Source organism: Afifella sp. JA880 (genome assembly GCF_025379905.1).
Lineage (GTDB): Bacteria > Pseudomonadota > Alphaproteobacteria > Rhizobiales > Afifellaceae > Afifella > Afifella aestuarii.
The window spans coordinates 552,288-568,282 of record NZ_JAOANH010000001.1 but is presented as its reverse complement, the minus strand read 5'-3'; the positions used below and the strand labels follow the sequence as shown (position 1 = coordinate 568,282).

Sequence of the window (15,995 nt, the reverse complement as noted above, 5' to 3'; positions counted from 1 at the left end):
ACTCTCTATTCCATGCAGGATTCCGGGAGATTTTCGGGCATTCGCCGCTGGCTGCCGCGGGTCGCGGGGGAGGCGGGGCATGTGGCGATCGTCTGGCGCCGCGCCTGACGGAGTGCTCGCTTCGGCCTCGTAGGGTCAAGATCCATTGGGTGATCTATTGCGTGTTGGTCCGAAGCAGGTTCAGCGAAGGTTTCTTGAAGTTCACGCAACGAATTCCATGGCGCGGGTATTCTCGACGAGAGGGGCGCGTCAATGGGAGATACGAATGCGCAGACTTCTTGCCGCGAGCACGGCTCTCGCTCTCAGCATGTCCACACTGGCCTACGCCCAGACGGGAGCCGAAGAGCCTGCTTCGACGCCCGATGTGAGTGCGCCAAACCCTGATCAGAACAGTGATGAGGGTATGGAGGCCGATCCGGATATGGACATGATGTCCGATCAGGACGGGCAATCAGAGATGGAGGATGACACAGCGTCGTCGTCGCAGAACCAACCGAGGCAACGTTACGGCTCTGGCTGGGGCGGATCCGGCTATGGCGGTTGGGGTCCCGGCAATTGCATGATGGCGCCTGGAAACGGGCCCGGAGGCGGCTGGTATGGCGGAGGCCCCGGCTATCAGGGTGACTGGGCGGGCCAGACGCCGATGCAGCGACCCGGACCTGGTGGGGGTTGGGGCCAGTGGGGTCCCGGTCCGGCGGCGATGGGGCCTGGCCATCACGGCATGAAATGGCGGGGCCATCACGGGCATGGCATGGCCCGCGGCGGCACCAGCTTCAGGCTGCGTCAGGGCGACACGACGATCCGCGTGACGTGCTCACCGAAAGAGAGCGCGGAGGCCTGCGCCAGCGCGGCCGCCAAATTGATGGAGGCGGCCCACGAAATCGGCGCATCGGACGTGAACGTAAGGCGAGGGAGCGGCAGTACGCAGTAGCCGCACCAGAACAAACAGGGCTTCGCGCCTGCGGGCGCGGAGCGCTATGCGTGGCTGCGCCCATCAGTCAGAGCGCCGATCCATTATGGCAGTGGGATGCCCTGGTCCTTTTTCGGCACGTCGTAGCCCCGTTGGACAGCTGGGCGGTCGGCGATGCGCAGATACCAATCGCGCACATGCGGGAAATCGCCGAGATCGATGCCCTGCCACTCGAAACGTGAGGCCCACGGCCATGCGGCCATGTCGGCGATCGAATATTCCCCGGCGAGATAATCGTGCTCTGCGAGCTGCGTATCGAGCACCTTGTAAAGGCGCGCAGCCTCCTTGGCGTAACGCTCTTCCGCATAGGAAGCCTTGCCGGGATTGAACTTCAAGAAATGATGCGCCTGACCGAGCATGGGGCCGAAACCGCCCATCTGCCACATCAGCCATTCCATCGCCCGCCAGCGACCGGCATCGTCGGTCGGCATGAATTTGCCCGTCTTTTCCGCGAGATAGAGGAGGATCGCGCCAGATTCCATAAGCGCCTGGCCACCCTCGTGATCGACGATCGCCGGGATCTTGTTGTTCGGGCTGATCTTGAGAAATTGCGGACGAAATTGCTCGTCCGCCATGATGTCGATCGGATAGACCTCGTAGGCGAGCCCCATCTCTTCGAGAGCGATGGAGACCTTGCGGCCGTTCGGAGTGGTCCAGGTGTAAAGATCGATCATGGCAATGCCCACCTTAAGGTCAGGCGGGCCAGTTAGCAGGAGCGCGCCATAGGCTGCAAGACGAGCCGGCGCGCTCTTTCGTTACAAAACCCCAGGGAAGGGCTCAGCCGTAGGCGATCTCGAGGATCTCATAGCTGTGGGCACCGCCCGGAGCCGCAACCTCGACGGAATCGCCGACACTCTTGCCGATGAGGGCACGCGCGATTGGCGAAGAGATCGAAATGCGGCCGAGGCGGACATCGGCTTCCATGTCACCGACGATCTGCCAGGTCTTCTCCTCATCGGTGTCCTCGTCGACGAGCTTCACTTTGGCGCCGAATTTCACCGTCGAGCCGGTCAGCTTCGACACGTCGATAATGTCGGCGCGCGACAGCTTGTCTTCGAGCTCCGCGATGCGGCCTTCGTTCAGGCTCTGTTGCTCCTTCGCGGCGTGATATTCCGCGTTCTCCGAGAGGTCGCCATGCGCGCGGGCTTCGGCAATCGCCTGAATGATGCGCGGCCTTTCCTCGGAGGTGAGTCGTTTGAGCTCCGATTCCAGTTGCGCATGGCCGGCAGCGGTCATCGGAATCTTTTCCATCTTCTCCTCCACGACGCCTCGTTTTTGGGCTGGGGGCAACAAAAAAGCGGGTGCTCCACCGATGAGGGGAACACCCTGCTTGACGAAACTAACTCAGGCTGCGTCGAAGTAGGATTGCAGCGGCCTGACTTCAAGCTGCCCGCCGAGAAGGGCTTCAATGCCCTGTGCCGCAGCACGTGCTCCCGCCAAAGTGGTAAAATAAGGCACTTTGTGCAGCAGCGCGGCTCGTCTCAGCGACCGGCTGTCGGCGAGGGCCTGAGCGCCTTCCGTGGTGTTGAAGACCAGCTGCACCTCGCCATTCTTGATAGCATCAACGATATGTGGCCGGCCTTCAAGTACCTTGTTTACCTTGGCGCAGGCGATCCCGTGTTCTTCCAGAAAACGCTGTGTGCCGGTCGTCGCGATGATCGTGAAGCCGAGGGATGCAAGCTGGCGCATCGTGTCCATCACGCGCGGCTTGTCTCCGTCGCGCACCGAGACGAAAGCCGTACCGCCGGTGGGAAGCTGCACGCCACCGGCGAGCTGGCTCTTGGCGAAGGCCACGGCAAAATCGTAGTCGAGGCCCATGACTTCGCCGGTCGAGCGCATCTCCGGTCCGAGCACCGTGTCGACGCCGGGGAAACGGGCGAAGGGAAACACGGCTTCCTTCACGGCCACATGTTTGTGGACGAGCGGCGTCGCCTCCAGATCCTTCAGCTTTTCGCCGGCCATGATCCGCGCGGCGAGCTTCGCGATCGGCCGGCCGACGGCCTTTGCCACGAAAGGCACCGTGCGCGAGGCGCGCGGGTTGACCTCCAGCACAAAAATGTCGTCGCCCTTGACCGCGTATTGCACGTTCATGAGACCGCCGACGGAAAGCCCCTTGGCGAGCGCCGCCGTTTGACGGCCGAGTTCGTCGATGATCTCTTTCGACAGAGAATGCGGCGGCAGGGAACAGGCGGAATCGCCCGAATGGATGCCGGCTTCCTCGATATGCTCCATGATGCCGCAGACGACGACATCGGTGCCGTCGCAAAGCGCGTCGACATCGACTTCGATCGCATCGGCAAGGTAGGAATCGATCAGCACCGGCGACTTGCCGGAGACGACGACCGCCTCGTTGATATAGCGCTCGAGCTGGGCGGTATCGCGCACGATTTCCATCGCCCGCCCGCCGAGCACGTAAGACGGCCGGATGACGACCGGAAAACCGATCTTCTCGGCGATCGCGAAGGCTTCTTGCGCCGAATGAGCGATCCCGTTGCGCGGCTGTTTGAGGCCGAGCTTCCCGAGAACCTGTTGGAAACGGTCGCGGTCCTCGGCGAGGTCGATCGCATCCGGCGAGGTGCCGAGGATCGGTATGCCCGCCTTTTCGAGCGGCTGGGCGAGTTTCAGCGGCGTCTGGCCGCCAAACTGCACGATCACGCCTTTGAGCGTTCCGGCGCTCTGCTCGACCCGCAGGATCTCCAGCACGTCCTCCGCCGTGAGCGGCTCGAAATAAAGCCGGTCGGAGGTGTCGTAGTCGGTCGAGACCGTCTCCGGATTGCAGTTGATCATGATCGTCTCATAGCCCGCATCGGCGAGCGCGAAGGCGGCATGACAGCAGCAATAGTCGAATTCGATGCCCTGACCGATCCGGTTCGGCCCGCCGCCCAGGATGACGATCTTTTCCCGGTCGCTCGGACGCGCCTCGTCCTCGGCGTCGCCGCCGGCGCGGAAGGGGCGCTCATAGGTCGAGTACATATAGGCCGTGGCGGCGGCGAACTCGGCCGCACATGTGTCGATGCGCTTGAAGACCGGCCTGACGCCAAGACGGTCGCGCAGCGCGCGTACGCTTTCCTCGTCGGTGCCAGCGAGTTTGGCGAGGCGGGCATCGGAAAAGCCGAGGCTCTTCAGGCGGTGCAGGACCACCTTGTCGTCCGGCACACCGTTGGCGCGGATGCGTTCTTCCCAGCCGACGAGCCCTTCAAGCTCCCGCAGGAACCAGGGATCGATGGCGCAGGCTTCATAAATCTCTTCGCACGACGTGCCGAGACGAAGCGCCTGTGCCACCTTCAACAACCGGTCAGGCGTGGGGCGGGCAAGGGCAGCGCGAATGGCATTCTTGTCGTCGCCTTCGCCGAGGCCCGGAATCGTGACCTCATCCAGCCCGTCGAGCCCGGTCTCAAGACCCCGCAGAGCCTTTTGAAGGGATTCGCTGAACGAGCGCCCGATCGCCATCACCTCGCCGACGGACTTCATCGACGTGGTCAAAGAGGGTTCCGCTCCAGGAAATTTCTCGAAGGCGAAACGCGGGATTTTGGTCACGACGTAATCGATCGTCGGCTCAAAAGAGGCCGGCATCGCCCCGCCAGTGATCTCGTTTTCGAGCTCGTCGAGCGTATAGCCGACGGCGAGCCGCGCCGCGACTTTCGCGATCGGAAAGCCGGTCGCCTTGGAGGCAAGGGCCGAGGACCGCGAGACGCGCGGATTCATCTCGATGACGACCATGCGTCCGTCGGCCGGGTTGATCGCGAACTGCACGTTCGAGCCGCCGGTCTCCACGCCGATCTCACGCAGCACCGCGAGCGACGCATCCCGCATCACCTGGTATTCTTTGTCGGTGAGGGTGAGGGCGGGGGCAACGGTGATCGAATCACCCGTATGCACGCCCATCGGATCGATGTTCTCGATGGAGCAGATGATGATGCAGTTGTCCGCTTTGTCGCGGACGACCTCCATCTCGTATTCCTTCCAGCCGAGCACCGATTCTTCGATCAGGATTTCGTTGGTCGGCGAGGCGTCGATGCCGCGTTCGGCGATCTCGAGAAATTCTTCACGGTTGTAGGCGATGCCGCCGCCGGTGCCGCCGAGCGTGAAGGAGGGGCGAATGATCGCCGGCAGACCGATCTCTTCGAGTGCAGCAAGGGCTTCGGGAAGCGAATGGGCAAGACGCGAGGTCGGCGTATCGAGGCCGATCTTCGTCATTGCTTCGCGGAAGAGCTCTCGGTCCTCGGCCTTGTCGATGACTTCCGCGCGTGCACCGATCATCGTGACGCCATAGCGATCGAGAACGCCGGCCTTGGCCACGGACAAGGCGCAATTGAGCGCCGTCTGCCCGCCCATCGTTGGAAGGAGTGCGTCGGGCCGCTCCTTCTCGATGATCTTGGTGACCACATCGGGCGTGATCGGTTCGATGTAGGTGGCGTCCGCCAAATCCGGATCGGTCATGATGGTGGCCGGATTGGAATTGACGAGTATGACCCGATATCCCTCGGCCTTCAGAGCCTTCAAGGCTTGCGTGCCGGAATAATCGAATTCGCAGGCCTGGCCGATCACGATCGGTCCGGCCCCAATAACCAGAATGGAAGAGATGTCGGTGCGTTTCGGCATGGGGGCGTGCTGGTAGGCGGGCCGTTCTGCCCGGCCGGTTCCGAGTGGTTGGAAAGTTGCGCGCTTATAGAGGAATTCGCGCAAGAGGCAAAGTCGCTCCCTGGAGCGCTGTGGACCTACAGCCTCGTGGAGCCCAAAGCAGAGCCGACACGACCGAGAAAAATGAGGTCAGCTCATGCCAGCGATGGCAGACGGCTCAGATTCGGGGCTCAAATCTTCTTGTGGGTCTTGGCCGTCTTCGTACGAGGTCGTCTCGCCATCGTAGTCGGCGATCCCGACCGAGAGCGCGTAGCAGGCGAGGCGAACCGACTTCGGGATCTTGACCTTCTTGCCGTCACGTTCGCCTGTCTCATAATACTGAATCATACGTTTCTTGAGGCCCAGCCGGTCGGCCGCCTCTTTCTGTTTCATTCCGAGCTTTTTTCGCCAGGCTTTGAACTGGTCGGGTGTCATCGTGGAAACGCCCAAGGCAGGTCCCTTTCAGCTGACCGAATTTAGGGGCTTTTTACACTGCGGCCTATAGCGAAATCGTGAAGGCGCAAAAAGTGCATTTCTTGTTTGACAAATGCGCACAATGTGCACATATTCACGATGAAGGCGCAAATAGTGCTCCTTTTGGCGGCTAACATGCCGCCAGACGCAACCTGTCAGAGGAGGGCTCAGAGATGTTGAATGACATCGTCCTGCAGCGGGCTCGCCTGGGTTACGATCGCGTGGATATGCATCGCTACGCGACTCTGAACTGCGGCATGGCACGTTTGTTCAAACGTGTAGGACATTGGTTCAGCTGAGGTTTCTCACGGCGATTACGCTGTAAAGAAGTGTGATGAACAAAAACGCGGCTCCCCTGGCCGCGTTTTTGCTTTCAGGCGACGGAACCGCCGGCCATCTCCGTTTCTTTTCCCGTCGCAGAAACGGACGGAGCATCGGATGCGGTGGCGGGGTCGGCGGCAGTCGAGCAATATCGAATATCGAACTGGCGGGCGAAGCTCGCTGCCGATCGGACGTGCCGGCGGCGGCATTGGCTTCCTGATCGTGGCCGCAATCCTTTTCTTCGTCTTCGGCATCAATCCGATGGAACTCATCCGCGAGGTGGAGACCGGCCAGGGGCAGATCTCGAGCGAACAGCGCTCTCCTTCAGGAGACGTCGCCTCCACCCGAACGGAAGTGGATGATTTCGTGGCGACAGTGCTTGCCGAAACCGAAGACGTCTGGGGCGACATTTTCCGCGAGGCGGGGGCCGACTATCCCGAACCCACTCTCGTCCTCTTCAACGATTCCGTTCGCTCCGCCTGCGGCCTGGCGGGCAGGGGCGCGGGCCCCTTTTATTGTCCGGGCGACCGAAAGCTCTATCTCGATTTGTCGTTCTTCGAAGAGTTGAAGCGCCGCTTTCGTGCTCCCGGCGATTTCGCGCAGGCCTATGTCATCGCGCATGAAGTCGGCCATCATGTGCAGAACCTGACAGGCGTTCTCTCGAAAGTGAACGAGATGCGTCAGGGCATGAGCGAGCGTGCCGGCAACGCTTTGTCTGTGCGGGTCGAGCTTCAGGCGGATTGCTACGCCGGCATCTGGGCGAACCGGACGCGCGACAAGGGATTGCTGGAGGAGGGCGATCTCGACGAGGCGCTGAATGCGGCAACCCAGATCGGCGACGATATGATCCAGAAGCGCACGCAAGGCTATGTCGTGCCCGAGGCTTTCAATCATGGCTCGTCAGAGGAGCGGCGACGCTGGTTCCGCCAGGGTTACCAATCGGGAGATCTCGATGCCTGCGATACTTTCAGCGTTTCGACGCTTTGAGGCGGAAGGATGAGCGTTGCGGGCCGCACGGCCGTGCTGTGCCTCGCGCTGGCTGGAGGTCTTGCGGGCTCGCAGGCGCCGGAATTCGCCCAGCAATATCGGCAGCGCCTGGGCGGCGCGGTCGATGAAATGCGGCAGGTCGTGGCGGAGTTCGACGAGGATGTCCGCCGCAACGGCCTCGACCGCGACGAGGCTGTGGCGCTTTACGCCCAGTCGCCCGAAGCGTTTCTCAAGGATCGCGGGCTCTCGATGAAGCGTCTTCTCGCACGTTTCTCGACGCTCAGCCGTCAGCAGGCGGAGCTGGAGCTCGCCGAGCCTTTGATGCGACCGATGATCGTCTTCAGGAATCCGGACCAGAAAATCGTGCAAGGCGCCTGGCAGATCTACGAGCCGGCCGTTCCGGTGACGGCAGCGGGCGCTGCTTGGGCTTTCGCCGGACTTTCTCTCATCGGCGGTTTCGCCTGGTTCTCAGGCAAAATGCTGCGCTTCCTCTTTGCGAACAACCGCAGGCGCTCAGAAGCCACCCCCAGCTGAGACCGGCTTCGGAAAAGCTGGTCCGCCGGTGGCGGCGGCCTACGCCGGCGTCTTGTCCGTTTGCGCTTTGAGGTTCTCGCGAATGAGATTCATGAAGCGCTGGAAGAGATAATGGCTGTCCTGAGGGCCAGGCGAGGCTTCCGGGTGGTATTGCACCGAAAAGACCGGCTTGTCCTTCAGGCGCAGGCCGGCATTGGATCCGTCGAACAGCGAGACATGCGTCTCTTCCACCTCGGGCGGCAGGCTGTCGCGATCGATCGCGAAGCCATGGTTCATCGAGACGATTTCCACCTTGCCCGTGGTCTTGTCCTTGACCGGATGATTGGCGCCGTGATGGCCCTGATGCATCTTGGCCGTCTTCCCGCCGAGCGCGAGGCCCATCATCTGATGGCCGAGGCAGATGCCGAATGTCGGTGTCCCGCTGTCGATGACGCTGCGAATCGCCGGAACCGCGTAGGTCCCCGTCGCAGCCGGATCGCCCGGACCGTTGGAGAGGAAAACGCCGTCCGGATTGAGGGACAGAATATCTTCCGCCGTCGCCGTCGCAGGCAGAACTGTGACCTTGCAGCCCTCTTCGGTCAGGAGGCGCAGGATGTTCCGCTTGATGCCGTAATCTACGACCACGACGTGGCACTCGCCGTCCTCGCGATGTCCATAGCCTTGGCCGGGCTTCCAGCTCGTTTCGTTCCAGTCGTAGCGCTGGCCCGAGGTGACGCCCGGCACGAGATCCTGCCCGTCCATCTTCGGCATTGCGGCCGCTTCCGCTTTCAGCGCCTCGTAATCGAAATTGCCGTTCGGGTCGTGAACGATGACGGCATTCGCCATGCCGTTTTCGCGGATGCGATTGGTGAGGGCACGGGTGTCGACGTCCGCAATGCCGGGGATGCCGCGAGCCTTCAGCCACGCATCGAGGTTTTTCGCCGCACGCCAGTTGGACGGAGCCGTGATCGGTGCTCGCAAGACGCAACCGGCCACGCCGGAATTGCGTGCCATGTTCACCGTCTCGACGTCTTCGTCGTTCGTGCCCACATTGCCGATATGCGGGAAGGTGAATGTGATGATCTGCCCCGCATAGGAGGGATCGGTCAAAATCTCTTGATAACCGGTCATCGCGGTATTGAAGCAAACTTCGCCGGAAGACTTGCCTGTTGCTCCCAATCCTTCGCCTTCGATGATGGTGCCGTCGGCGAGGACGAGGCAGGCAGTGGGTTTGCTTTCGGGCCAGGAAGTGGCGGTCATGAGCGGATCCGACGGTCAGCATGAACAGGTGGAGCTTGCGCTCTCTTGCGTCCCCGCTGCGAGTGTCTATATCGACGGCCTCTATGGCGCGCTGGGGCAGCGCGCGATACGTAGTGGGCGGATCATGTCGCGTCAACGCGAGGATGGTTGAGACCCACATGAGACCCACAGCCGACCACCGAGACTTCACTTCTCATTTTATCTGAGGCGTCTGACGACGCATCGAAGGGGTGACCCATGGTTGATCGAATCCGCGATCAGATCAGCGAAGGCCTGAAAGAGGCCATGAAGAAACAGGACCGCGTGCGCATGACGACGCTGCGGTTGATCAACGCCGCCATCAAGGACCGCGACATCGAGGCGAGGACGAAAGGCAAGGACGGCGTCTCCAACGACGAGATTATGTCGATCTTGACCAAAATGATCCGCCAGCGCGAGGAATCCTCCAAGATCTACGAGGAGAACGCCCGCCTCGACCTCGCCGAGCAGGAACGCAAGGAAATCGAGGTCATCCGTTCGTTTCTGCCGCGGCAGATGGATGACGACGAGCTCAAAAGCGCCTGCCGCGATGTAGTCGGAGATGTGGGCGCTCAGGGCCTTCGCGACATGGGCAAATGCATGGGCACGCTCAAGGAACGCTATTCCGGGCGCATGGATTTTGCCCGGGCGAGCTCCGTCGTGAAGGACATTCTGAGCTCCTAAGAGCGCTCTTCAGGGCCTTCACGCGCCGATCTTGGCGCGTGAAGGCGTAGCTCTCGACGTGGCCTGACGCGCCAGGGATGTGGGGTTTCCTGGCGGAACTCGTCTGCCGATCGGTTGTTGGAAAAGCCGATACTCCAGCAACACGATTGGGATGTGACAATGGTTCCAGCCTGGCTCCATATTCTTGCGATTGCGTCTTTGCTTCTCGGTTTCGTCTGCGCTCTCGTCATTGCCGTCGATGAGCGCCGCCATCCGCAGCATATGTGGATCATGAACATCGTCTGGCCGGCGCTCGCGCTCTTTGCCTCACTCATCGCGCTCTGGGCCTATTTCACCTACGGGCGGCTCGCGACGCATGAGAAGATGCATGCGGCGATGCAGGCGAACGAGACGCCGCCGAGCCAGCGCCTGACGCCATTTCCCGTGATGGTCGGCAAGGGCACCAGCCATTGTGGATCCGGTTGCACACTTGGCGACATCTGCGCGGAGTGGATCGCCTTTCTGTTTCCGACCGTCGCCGTCTGGTTCGGCTGGCAGACGATCTTTTCGGAGAAGATCTTCGCGGTCTGGATCCTCGATTATATCCTAGCCTTCGGCTTCGGTGTGGCCTTCCAGTATTTCACCATCAAGCCGATGCGGAACCTCTCTCCGGTGCAGGGTCTCATCCAGGCGGTGAAGGCAGACGCTTTGTCTCTCACGGCCTGGCAGGTCGGCATGTACGGCTTCATGGCCATCGCCCATTTCTATATCTTCGCGCATGTCCTCGGCGTGAAGCTCGAAGTGACGAGCGTCGAGTTCTGGTTCATGATGCAGATCGCGATGATCTTCGGCTTCATGACGGCTTATCCGGTGAATTGGTGGCTGATCCGTGCCGGCATCAAAGAGAAGATGTAGGCCTGAAGCCGCGTTGCCGGCGCAAGCTGTGAGTAGCGGGGAGGGCGCGGCGCTCATGCCATTTGTTCTGCCGCGTTTCCCGCCGCTGTGCTAAGAGGGCGGGATGCGTTTCCCGCCATCTTTTCTCGACGCGATCCGAAGCCGGATCCCGATCTCCGACGTCGTCGGCCGGCGCGTGTCGTGGGACAAGCGCAAATCGCTGCCATCTCGCGGCGATTACTGGGCTTGCTGTCCGTTCCACGGCGAGAAGACGCCGTCTTTCCACGCCGACAATCGCCGGGGCCGCTATCATTGCTTTGGCTGCGGTGTGTCTGGCGACCATTTCACCTTTCTGGTCGAGCTCGACGGGATGACGTTTCCGGAGGCGGTCGAGCAACTTGCCGCCGATGCCGGACTGAAGCTGCCCGATCCCGACCCGCGCGAGGAGGCGCGCCAGGCCCGCCGTATGGGCCTTGTCGAGGTGATGGAGAAGGCGGCTGCCTTTTTTGAACAGAATCTCGCCGGAAAGGATGGGGCCCGGGCGCGCGCTTATCTGCGCGATCGCGGCCTCGGACAGGACATTCAACAGCGCTTCCGCCTCGGCTTTGCGCCGTCCTCGCGCAATGCGCTGAAAAACCATCTCGCCGAGGCGGGCGTGAAGCCGGAGGAGATGGCGGAGGCCGGCCTCGTCATCGCTGGCGACGACGTTCCGGTGAGCTACGATCGCTTCCGGGATCGCATCATCTTTCCGATCCTCGATTTCCGGGGGCGGGTCATTGCGTTCGGCGGGCGGGCGCTGTCACCGGACGCTCAGGCCAAATACCTGAATTCGCCGGAAACCCCGCTCTTCTCGAAGAGCCGCGTTCTTTTCAACGGCAAGATGGCGCGGGCCGCGAGCGCCAAGGGGCAGAAGGTGATTGCCGTCGAAGGCTATATCGACGTGATGGCGTTGGTGGCGGCAGGCTTTGAAGCCGCTGTCGCCCCGCTCGGCACCGCTTTGACGGAAGAACAGCTGCAGCTTCTCTGGCAGATGGCCGAGGAACCCATCCTGTGCTTCGATGGCGACCAGGCCGGTATCAAGGCGGCGGCGCGGGCGATCGATCTTGCCTTGCCGCATCTGAAGCCTGGACGCAGCCTGTTGTTTGCGCTCCTGCCGGAAGGGCAGGACCCGGACGACCTCATTCGGGCTTCGGGATCGGATGCATTCGCTTCTCTTCTCGATCAGGCGAACCCGCTTGCGGACATGCTCTGGCGCCGGGAGATGGAGCGCGGTCCGCTCGATACGCCGGAGCGTCTCGCCGGCGCCGAGAAAGCGCTCAAAGACGCTGTGGCGCAGATCGGCGATGCCGATGTCCGCCGCAACTACGAGCAGCTTTATCGCGACCGTCTGTTTGAGCGCCGTCGCAACCGCGGGGGAGGCGCGAAGCAGGGCCGCACGCCCCGCCAGAATTTTGGCGGAGGACGACGCCAAGGTGGTGGCAAGGGCGGTCGCTTCATACCGCCCGAGGCGCTGGGCGAAGCCTCGACCAGCCTTCTGTCGACGGCGCTTGTGCGTGGCGGTGGGCGGACGGGGGCGGCGATCGGCCTTTCCGACGCCATCCTGGTCGGCACCTTTCTGGCTCATCCTCAGCTTGCCGAAGAGAGGCTCGAAATGCTCGGCCGCATTCCTTTCACGGATGCGGCACTCTCTGAGCTTGCCGGCACAATAGCTTTGGCTTTGTCCGAAGAGCCCGAACTGAGCGCGGGCGCACTCCTTGACCGACTGAAGACAAAAGGACATTCGGCGCTGGTGGAGACAATCGGCCGCAAGCTGGCCACTTCAGGCCTTGCCGATCTGGGCCCGGGCGGAGATTCTCTCAAGGCCGCAGCCATTTGGGACGATGCGGCCCTCTTGCGTCTGCGCACCACAACTCTATCTAACGAGCGCCGGGAGGCAGCACGTGATCTTGCTAACGAGACGATTGAGGCCAGTTTAACCCGGTTGAAGGATATACAAGAGGAAGATCTGAGGCTCCGCCATCGTGCCTTTGAAGACGAGCAGACGGAAACCATTCTCCTTCATCCCTTCAAGGCTCGCCGTTGAGGCGGGCCAAGTTTGTTCGAGCGGTCGAGCGTTCGAGAAAAACAAATTGCCGATAAAGCGGGCCATGGTTAAGTGGCGCTTTACGGTGCAGCCCTTAGTTTGGAACGCAACCTCGACAGCGATAGCACGGGCGATTGACCATCGCACCGCTGAGACGACGGATCAATGACGACAGCGAACCAGCCCCAGACGACCGAAACCAAGGACGAGACGCGCGACGGCCAGCATAGCGATGGCCCGCTTCTTGATCTCTCTGATGCCGCTGTAAAGCGCATGATCAAGGAGGCGAAGAAGCGCGGCTATGTCACGGTCGATCAGCTCAACTCCGTCCTTCCCTCGGAGGAGGTGACCTCCGAGCAGATCGAGGACACCATGTCGATGCTCTCCGATATGGGCATCAACGTGGTGGAAGCCGACGAGGCGGAAGAGAACGAGCCGCAGGCGGAAGAAGAGGAAGAATCGGAGGGCCGCGATCTCGTGGAGGCCGGTTCGACCGCCGTCACGAAGAAGACGACCAAGCGCGAGCCGTCCGATCGCACCGACGATCCCGTGCGCATGTATCTGCGCGAGATGGGGGCGGTGGAGCTCCTGTCGCGCGAAGGCGAAATTGCGATCGCCAAGCGCATCGAAGCCGGGCGCGAGGCGATGATCGCAGGCCTTTGCGAAAGCCCGCTCACCTTCCAGGCCATCATCATCTGGCGCGATGAGATCAACAACGGCGACACGCTGCTGCGTGACATCATCGATCTCGAAGCGACCTATGCCGGGCCCGATGCCAAGGCGCCGGATCCAGCGCAGGGCCAGGCCGCAGGCGGGGCGGAAGCCGAGGCCGGGCAAGCTACCGAAGGCGGTGAGGAGAGCGACGAGGACGAGGACGATTACGAGAACAATCTGTCGCTTGCCGCCATGGAGGCGGAAATCAAGCCGCAGGTGCTCGCGACCTTCGATACCATCGCGGACAATTACAAGCGCCTCAGAAAACTGCACGATACGCTTGTCGAAAACGACATGCAGAGCCGGGCGCTGACCCCGCCGCAGGAGCGCCGCTACAAGAAGCTGCGTGACGAGATCGTTGCCGAGGTGAAGTCGCTGTCGCTGAACCAGGGCCGCATCGATGCCCTGGTCGAGCAGCTTTACGACATCAACAAGCGGCTCGTGTCTCTCGACACCAGGCTGATGCGCCTTGCCGAGGGCTATGGCGTCGACCGCATGGAATTTCTGTCGCATTATCGCGGCAACGAGCACGACCCGCACTGGATCCGCCGCGTGGCGCGTCTGACCTCGCCGGGCTGGCGGGATTTCGTCGCCAACGGCAAGGATCAGATCCACGATATTCGTACGGAAATTCAAGAGCTTGCTGTGAGAACCGGACTCGAGATCTCCGAGTACCGCAACATCGTTCACAAGGTGCAGAAGGGCGAGCGCGAAGCCCGGCAGGCGAAGAAGGAGATGGTGGAAGCGAACCTCCGGCTCGTCATCTCGATCGCCAAGAAGTACACGAACCGCGGCCTGCAATTCCTTGATCTGATTCAGGAAGGCAATATCGGCCTGATGAAGGCGGTCGATAAGTTCGAGTACCGCCGCGGCTACAAGTTCTCCACCTATGCGACCTGGTGGATCCGCCAGGCGATCACCCGCTCGATCGCCGACCAGGCGCGTACGATCCGCATCCCGGTGCATATGATCGAGACGATCAACAAGATCGTCCGTACCTCGCGCCAGATGCTGCACGAGATCGGCCGCGAGCCGACCCCGGAGGAGCTGGCCGAGAAGCTGCAGATGCCGCTCGAAAAGGTCAGAAAAGTCCTGAAGATCGCCAAGGAGCCGATCAGCCTCGAAACGCCGATCGGTGACGAGGAAGATTCGCATCTCGGCGATTTCATCGAGGACAAGAACGCCATTCTGCCGATCGACGCGGCGATCCAGTCGAACCTCCGCGAGACGACGACGCGCGTTCTCGCCTCGCTGACCGCCCGCGAGGAACGCGTTCTCCGCATGCGCTTCGGCATTGGCATGAACACCGACCACACGCTCGAGGAGGTGGGCCAGCAGTTTTCGGTGACCCGCGAACGCATCCGCCAGATCGAGGCGAAAGCGCTCCGCAAGCTGAAGCATCCGAGCCGCTCCCGGAAGCTCCGGAGCTTCCTGGACAGCTGATCGTCCAAGGCAAGAGACACAAAAAAAAGCCCGGCCATCGTGCCGGGCTTTTTCGTTCTGGTCACTCGTGTTCGGAGCTCGGAAGCGCTGCCTACTCCTCGATCCCCCAGACCATGTTGACCTGGACCTCGACGGAGACCTCGCCGCCTTCCAGCGGCACCGCTGCCTCGTCCATTTGCGCGCGCGCCATCGCCATCATCTTCGGCTGCGGGCGGCCATAGCTCTGTTCGGAGATCGACTGGATGGGCCCGAGGGTGATTCCGGCCGCCTCGGCGAGCTGTTCGGCGCGGGCACGCGCGTCCTCGACCGCCTTTTTGCGGGCCTCTTCTTCGAGCGGCTTCGGGTCGTCGATGGTGAACGACAGATTCTGGACGCGGTTGGAGCCGAGCTCCACGACCTTGTCGAGCGTCGAGCCGGCGCTTTCAAGATCGCGGATGCGAACCGTGAGGAGGTTGTCGACGCGGTAGCCGACGATCTTGCGCTCGGAAGCCTGGCCTGGGCGCGGCTGCTCGTAGACCGGCTGGATGGAGAAGCCGGAGGTCTGCAGGTCACGGTCGGCGATGCCCTGGTCCTTCAGCGCCTGGGTCACCTTCGTCATCGCCTCCGAATTGGCGCGAAGCGCCTCCTGCGCGCTCTTCGCCTGTTCCGACACGCCGAGCGTGACGACGGCCATGTCTGGCGTTCCGAATGCCTCGCCGTTGCCGGAGACGTTGATTTGCGGGCGCTCCGGCCCATCCTGTGCGAGCGCCGGTGCTGCGAATGCGGCGAGCGAGAGGGCGAGGGCCGGGGCGATAAGGCGTCTGGTCGGCATGTCGGTTCTCCGGGGTGCGTGAATCTGTGGCCCGTGCGAATGCCTGCCGAATGCGGCTCTTTTTGGGGCTGTTGTGTCGCGCCGGCTTGCCCGGTGCCGGGCAATCGCGTACCTGACGCCTGTCTGGGTCCGTAGCTCAATTGGTTAGAGCCGGCGGCTCATAACCGCTTGGTTGCAGGTTCGAGTCCTGCCGGACCCACCACGCCCTTTTCCCCCGCATGCTC

Annotated in this window: 13 protein-coding genes and 1 tRNA gene; 8 read left to right on the top strand and 6 right to left on the bottom strand. The window is 62.0% G+C overall.

The features are described 5' to 3' along the window. The first annotated feature begins 265 nt into the window (after nt 1-265). On the top strand, nt 266-931 hold the full coding sequence (locus NYQ83_RS02635; RefSeq protein ID WP_261212158.1) for a hypothetical protein: 666 nt from the start codon (nt 266-268) through the stop codon (nt 929-931). An 83-nt stretch (nt 932-1,014) separates the two neighbouring features. Here the strand turns inward: NYQ83_RS02635 and NYQ83_RS02630 are convergent, their stop codons facing one another. From NYQ83_RS02630 to NYQ83_RS02615, 4 genes are all read right to left on the bottom strand, one after another. Then, nucleotides 1,015-1,644, bottom strand: a complete 630-nt coding sequence (locus NYQ83_RS02630; RefSeq protein ID WP_261212156.1) for a glutathione S-transferase family protein — start codon at nt 1,642-1,644, stop codon at nt 1,015-1,017. Between the two features lie 103 nt (nt 1,645-1,747). Then, nucleotides 1,748-2,221 (bottom strand): transcription elongation factor GreA, encoded by a 474-nt coding sequence (greA, locus tag NYQ83_RS02625; RefSeq protein WP_128293834.1) that lies wholly within the window; start codon nt 2,219-2,221, stop codon nt 1,748-1,750. A 93-nt stretch (nt 2,222-2,314) separates the two neighbouring features. Then, entirely contained in the window at nt 2,315-5,572 is a 3,258-nt protein-coding gene (carB, locus tag NYQ83_RS02620; protein ID WP_261212153.1) for a carbamoyl-phosphate synthase large subunit, read from the bottom strand. 168 nt (nt 5,573-5,740) lie between these two features. Then, nucleotides 5,741-6,025 (bottom strand): helix-turn-helix domain-containing protein, encoded by a 285-nt coding sequence (locus tag NYQ83_RS02615; protein ID WP_261213900.1) that lies wholly within the window; start codon nt 6,023-6,025, stop codon nt 5,741-5,743. Nucleotides 6,026-6,502: 477 nt separating this feature from the next. Here NYQ83_RS02615 and NYQ83_RS02610 point away from each other — a divergent pair, with 477 nt between their 5' ends. Then, on the top strand, nt 6,503-7,372 hold the full coding sequence (locus NYQ83_RS02610; RefSeq protein ID WP_261212147.1) for a neutral zinc metallopeptidase: 870 nt from the start codon (nt 6,503-6,505) through the stop codon (nt 7,370-7,372). Between the two features lie 9 nt (nt 7,373-7,381). Beyond that, nucleotides 7,382-7,906: a DUF2937 family protein gene (locus tag NYQ83_RS02605; protein ID WP_261212146.1), complete on the top strand. Its 525-nt coding sequence runs from the start codon at nt 7,382-7,384 to the stop codon at nt 7,904-7,906. Nucleotides 7,907-7,945: 39 nt separating this feature from the next. On the opposite strand, the gene carA is transcribed toward NYQ83_RS02605, so the two are convergent. Then, on the bottom strand, nt 7,946-9,145 hold the full coding sequence (gene carA / locus NYQ83_RS02600; RefSeq protein ID WP_128293838.1) for a glutamine-hydrolyzing carbamoyl-phosphate synthase small subunit: 1,200 nt from the start codon (nt 9,143-9,145) through the stop codon (nt 7,946-7,948). Nucleotides 9,146-9,382: 237 nt separating this feature from the next. Here carA and NYQ83_RS02595 point away from each other — a divergent pair, with 237 nt between their 5' ends. The 4 genes from NYQ83_RS02595 to rpoD all read left to right on the top strand — a co-directional run bounded on the left by NYQ83_RS02595 (nt 9,383) and on the right by rpoD (nt 14,960). Continuing rightward, entirely contained in the window at nt 9,383-9,847 is a 465-nt protein-coding gene (locus NYQ83_RS02595; RefSeq protein ID WP_128293839.1) for a GatB/YqeY domain-containing protein, read from the top strand. A 159-nt stretch (nt 9,848-10,006) separates the two neighbouring features. Next, the gene (locus NYQ83_RS02590; protein ID WP_261212138.1) at nt 10,007-10,741 is read left to right on the top strand and encodes a DUF4396 domain-containing protein; all 735 of its coding nucleotides are present in this window, start codon (nt 10,007-10,009) and stop codon (nt 10,739-10,741) included. Nucleotides 10,742-10,844: 103 nt separating this feature from the next. Beyond that, entirely contained in the window at nt 10,845-12,803 is a 1,959-nt protein-coding gene (gene dnaG / locus NYQ83_RS02585) for a DNA primase (protein ID WP_261212136.1), read from the top strand. 165 nt (nt 12,804-12,968) lie between these two features. Beyond that, nucleotides 12,969-14,960 carry an RNA polymerase sigma factor RpoD gene (rpoD, locus tag NYQ83_RS02580; protein ID WP_261212133.1) on the top strand — a complete coding sequence of 664 codons (1,992 nt, stop codon included), beginning with the start codon at nt 12,969-12,971 and terminating at the stop codon, nt 14,958-14,960. Between the two features lie 91 nt (nt 14,961-15,051). Here the strand turns inward: rpoD and NYQ83_RS02575 are convergent, their stop codons facing one another. Next, nucleotides 15,052-15,771 (bottom strand): SIMPL domain-containing protein, encoded by a 720-nt coding sequence (locus tag NYQ83_RS02575; RefSeq protein WP_261212130.1) that lies wholly within the window; start codon nt 15,769-15,771, stop codon nt 15,052-15,054. A gap of 125 nt (nt 15,772-15,896) precedes the next feature. On the opposite strand from NYQ83_RS02575, the gene NYQ83_RS02570 reads away from it, so the two are divergent. Next, nucleotides 15,897-15,973: transfer RNA gene (locus tag NYQ83_RS02570), tRNA-Ile, on the top strand. The last annotated feature ends 22 nt before the right edge of the window (nt 15,974-15,995 follow it).

Coding starts and splice junctions, on each gene's coding strand:
- NYQ83_RS02635 (WP_261212158.1), top strand. CDS start 266: ATGCGCAGACTTCTTGCCGCGAGCACGGCTCTCGCTCTCAGCATGTCC.
- NYQ83_RS02630 (WP_261212156.1), bottom strand. CDS start 1,644: ATGATCGATCTTTACACCTGGACCACTCCGAACGGCCGCAAGGTCTCC.
- greA (WP_128293834.1), bottom strand. CDS start 2,221: ATGGAAAAGATTCCGATGACCGCTGCCGGCCATGCGCAACTGGAATCG.
- carB (WP_261212153.1), bottom strand. CDS start 5,572: ATGCCGAAACGCACCGACATCTCTTCCATTCTGGTTATTGGGGCCGGA.
- NYQ83_RS02615 (WP_261213900.1), bottom strand. CDS start 6,025: ATGACACCCGACCAGTTCAAAGCCTGGCGAAAAAAGCTCGGAATGAAA.
- NYQ83_RS02610 (WP_261212147.1), top strand. CDS start 6,503: ATGCGGTGGCGGGGTCGGCGGCAGTCGAGCAATATCGAATATCGAACT.
- NYQ83_RS02605 (WP_261212146.1), top strand. CDS start 7,382: ATGAGCGTTGCGGGCCGCACGGCCGTGCTGTGCCTCGCGCTGGCTGGA.
- carA (WP_128293838.1), bottom strand. CDS start 9,145: ATGACCGCCACTTCCTGGCCCGAAAGCAAACCCACTGCCTGCCTCGTC.
- NYQ83_RS02595 (WP_128293839.1), top strand. CDS start 9,383: ATGGTTGATCGAATCCGCGATCAGATCAGCGAAGGCCTGAAAGAGGCC.
- NYQ83_RS02590 (WP_261212138.1), top strand. CDS start 10,007: ATGGTTCCAGCCTGGCTCCATATTCTTGCGATTGCGTCTTTGCTTCTC.
- dnaG (WP_261212136.1), top strand. CDS start 10,845: ATGCGTTTCCCGCCATCTTTTCTCGACGCGATCCGAAGCCGGATCCCG.
- rpoD (WP_261212133.1), top strand. CDS start 12,969: ATGACGACAGCGAACCAGCCCCAGACGACCGAAACCAAGGACGAGACG.
- NYQ83_RS02575 (WP_261212130.1), bottom strand. CDS start 15,771: ATGCCGACCAGACGCCTTATCGCCCCGGCCCTCGCCCTCTCGCTCGCC.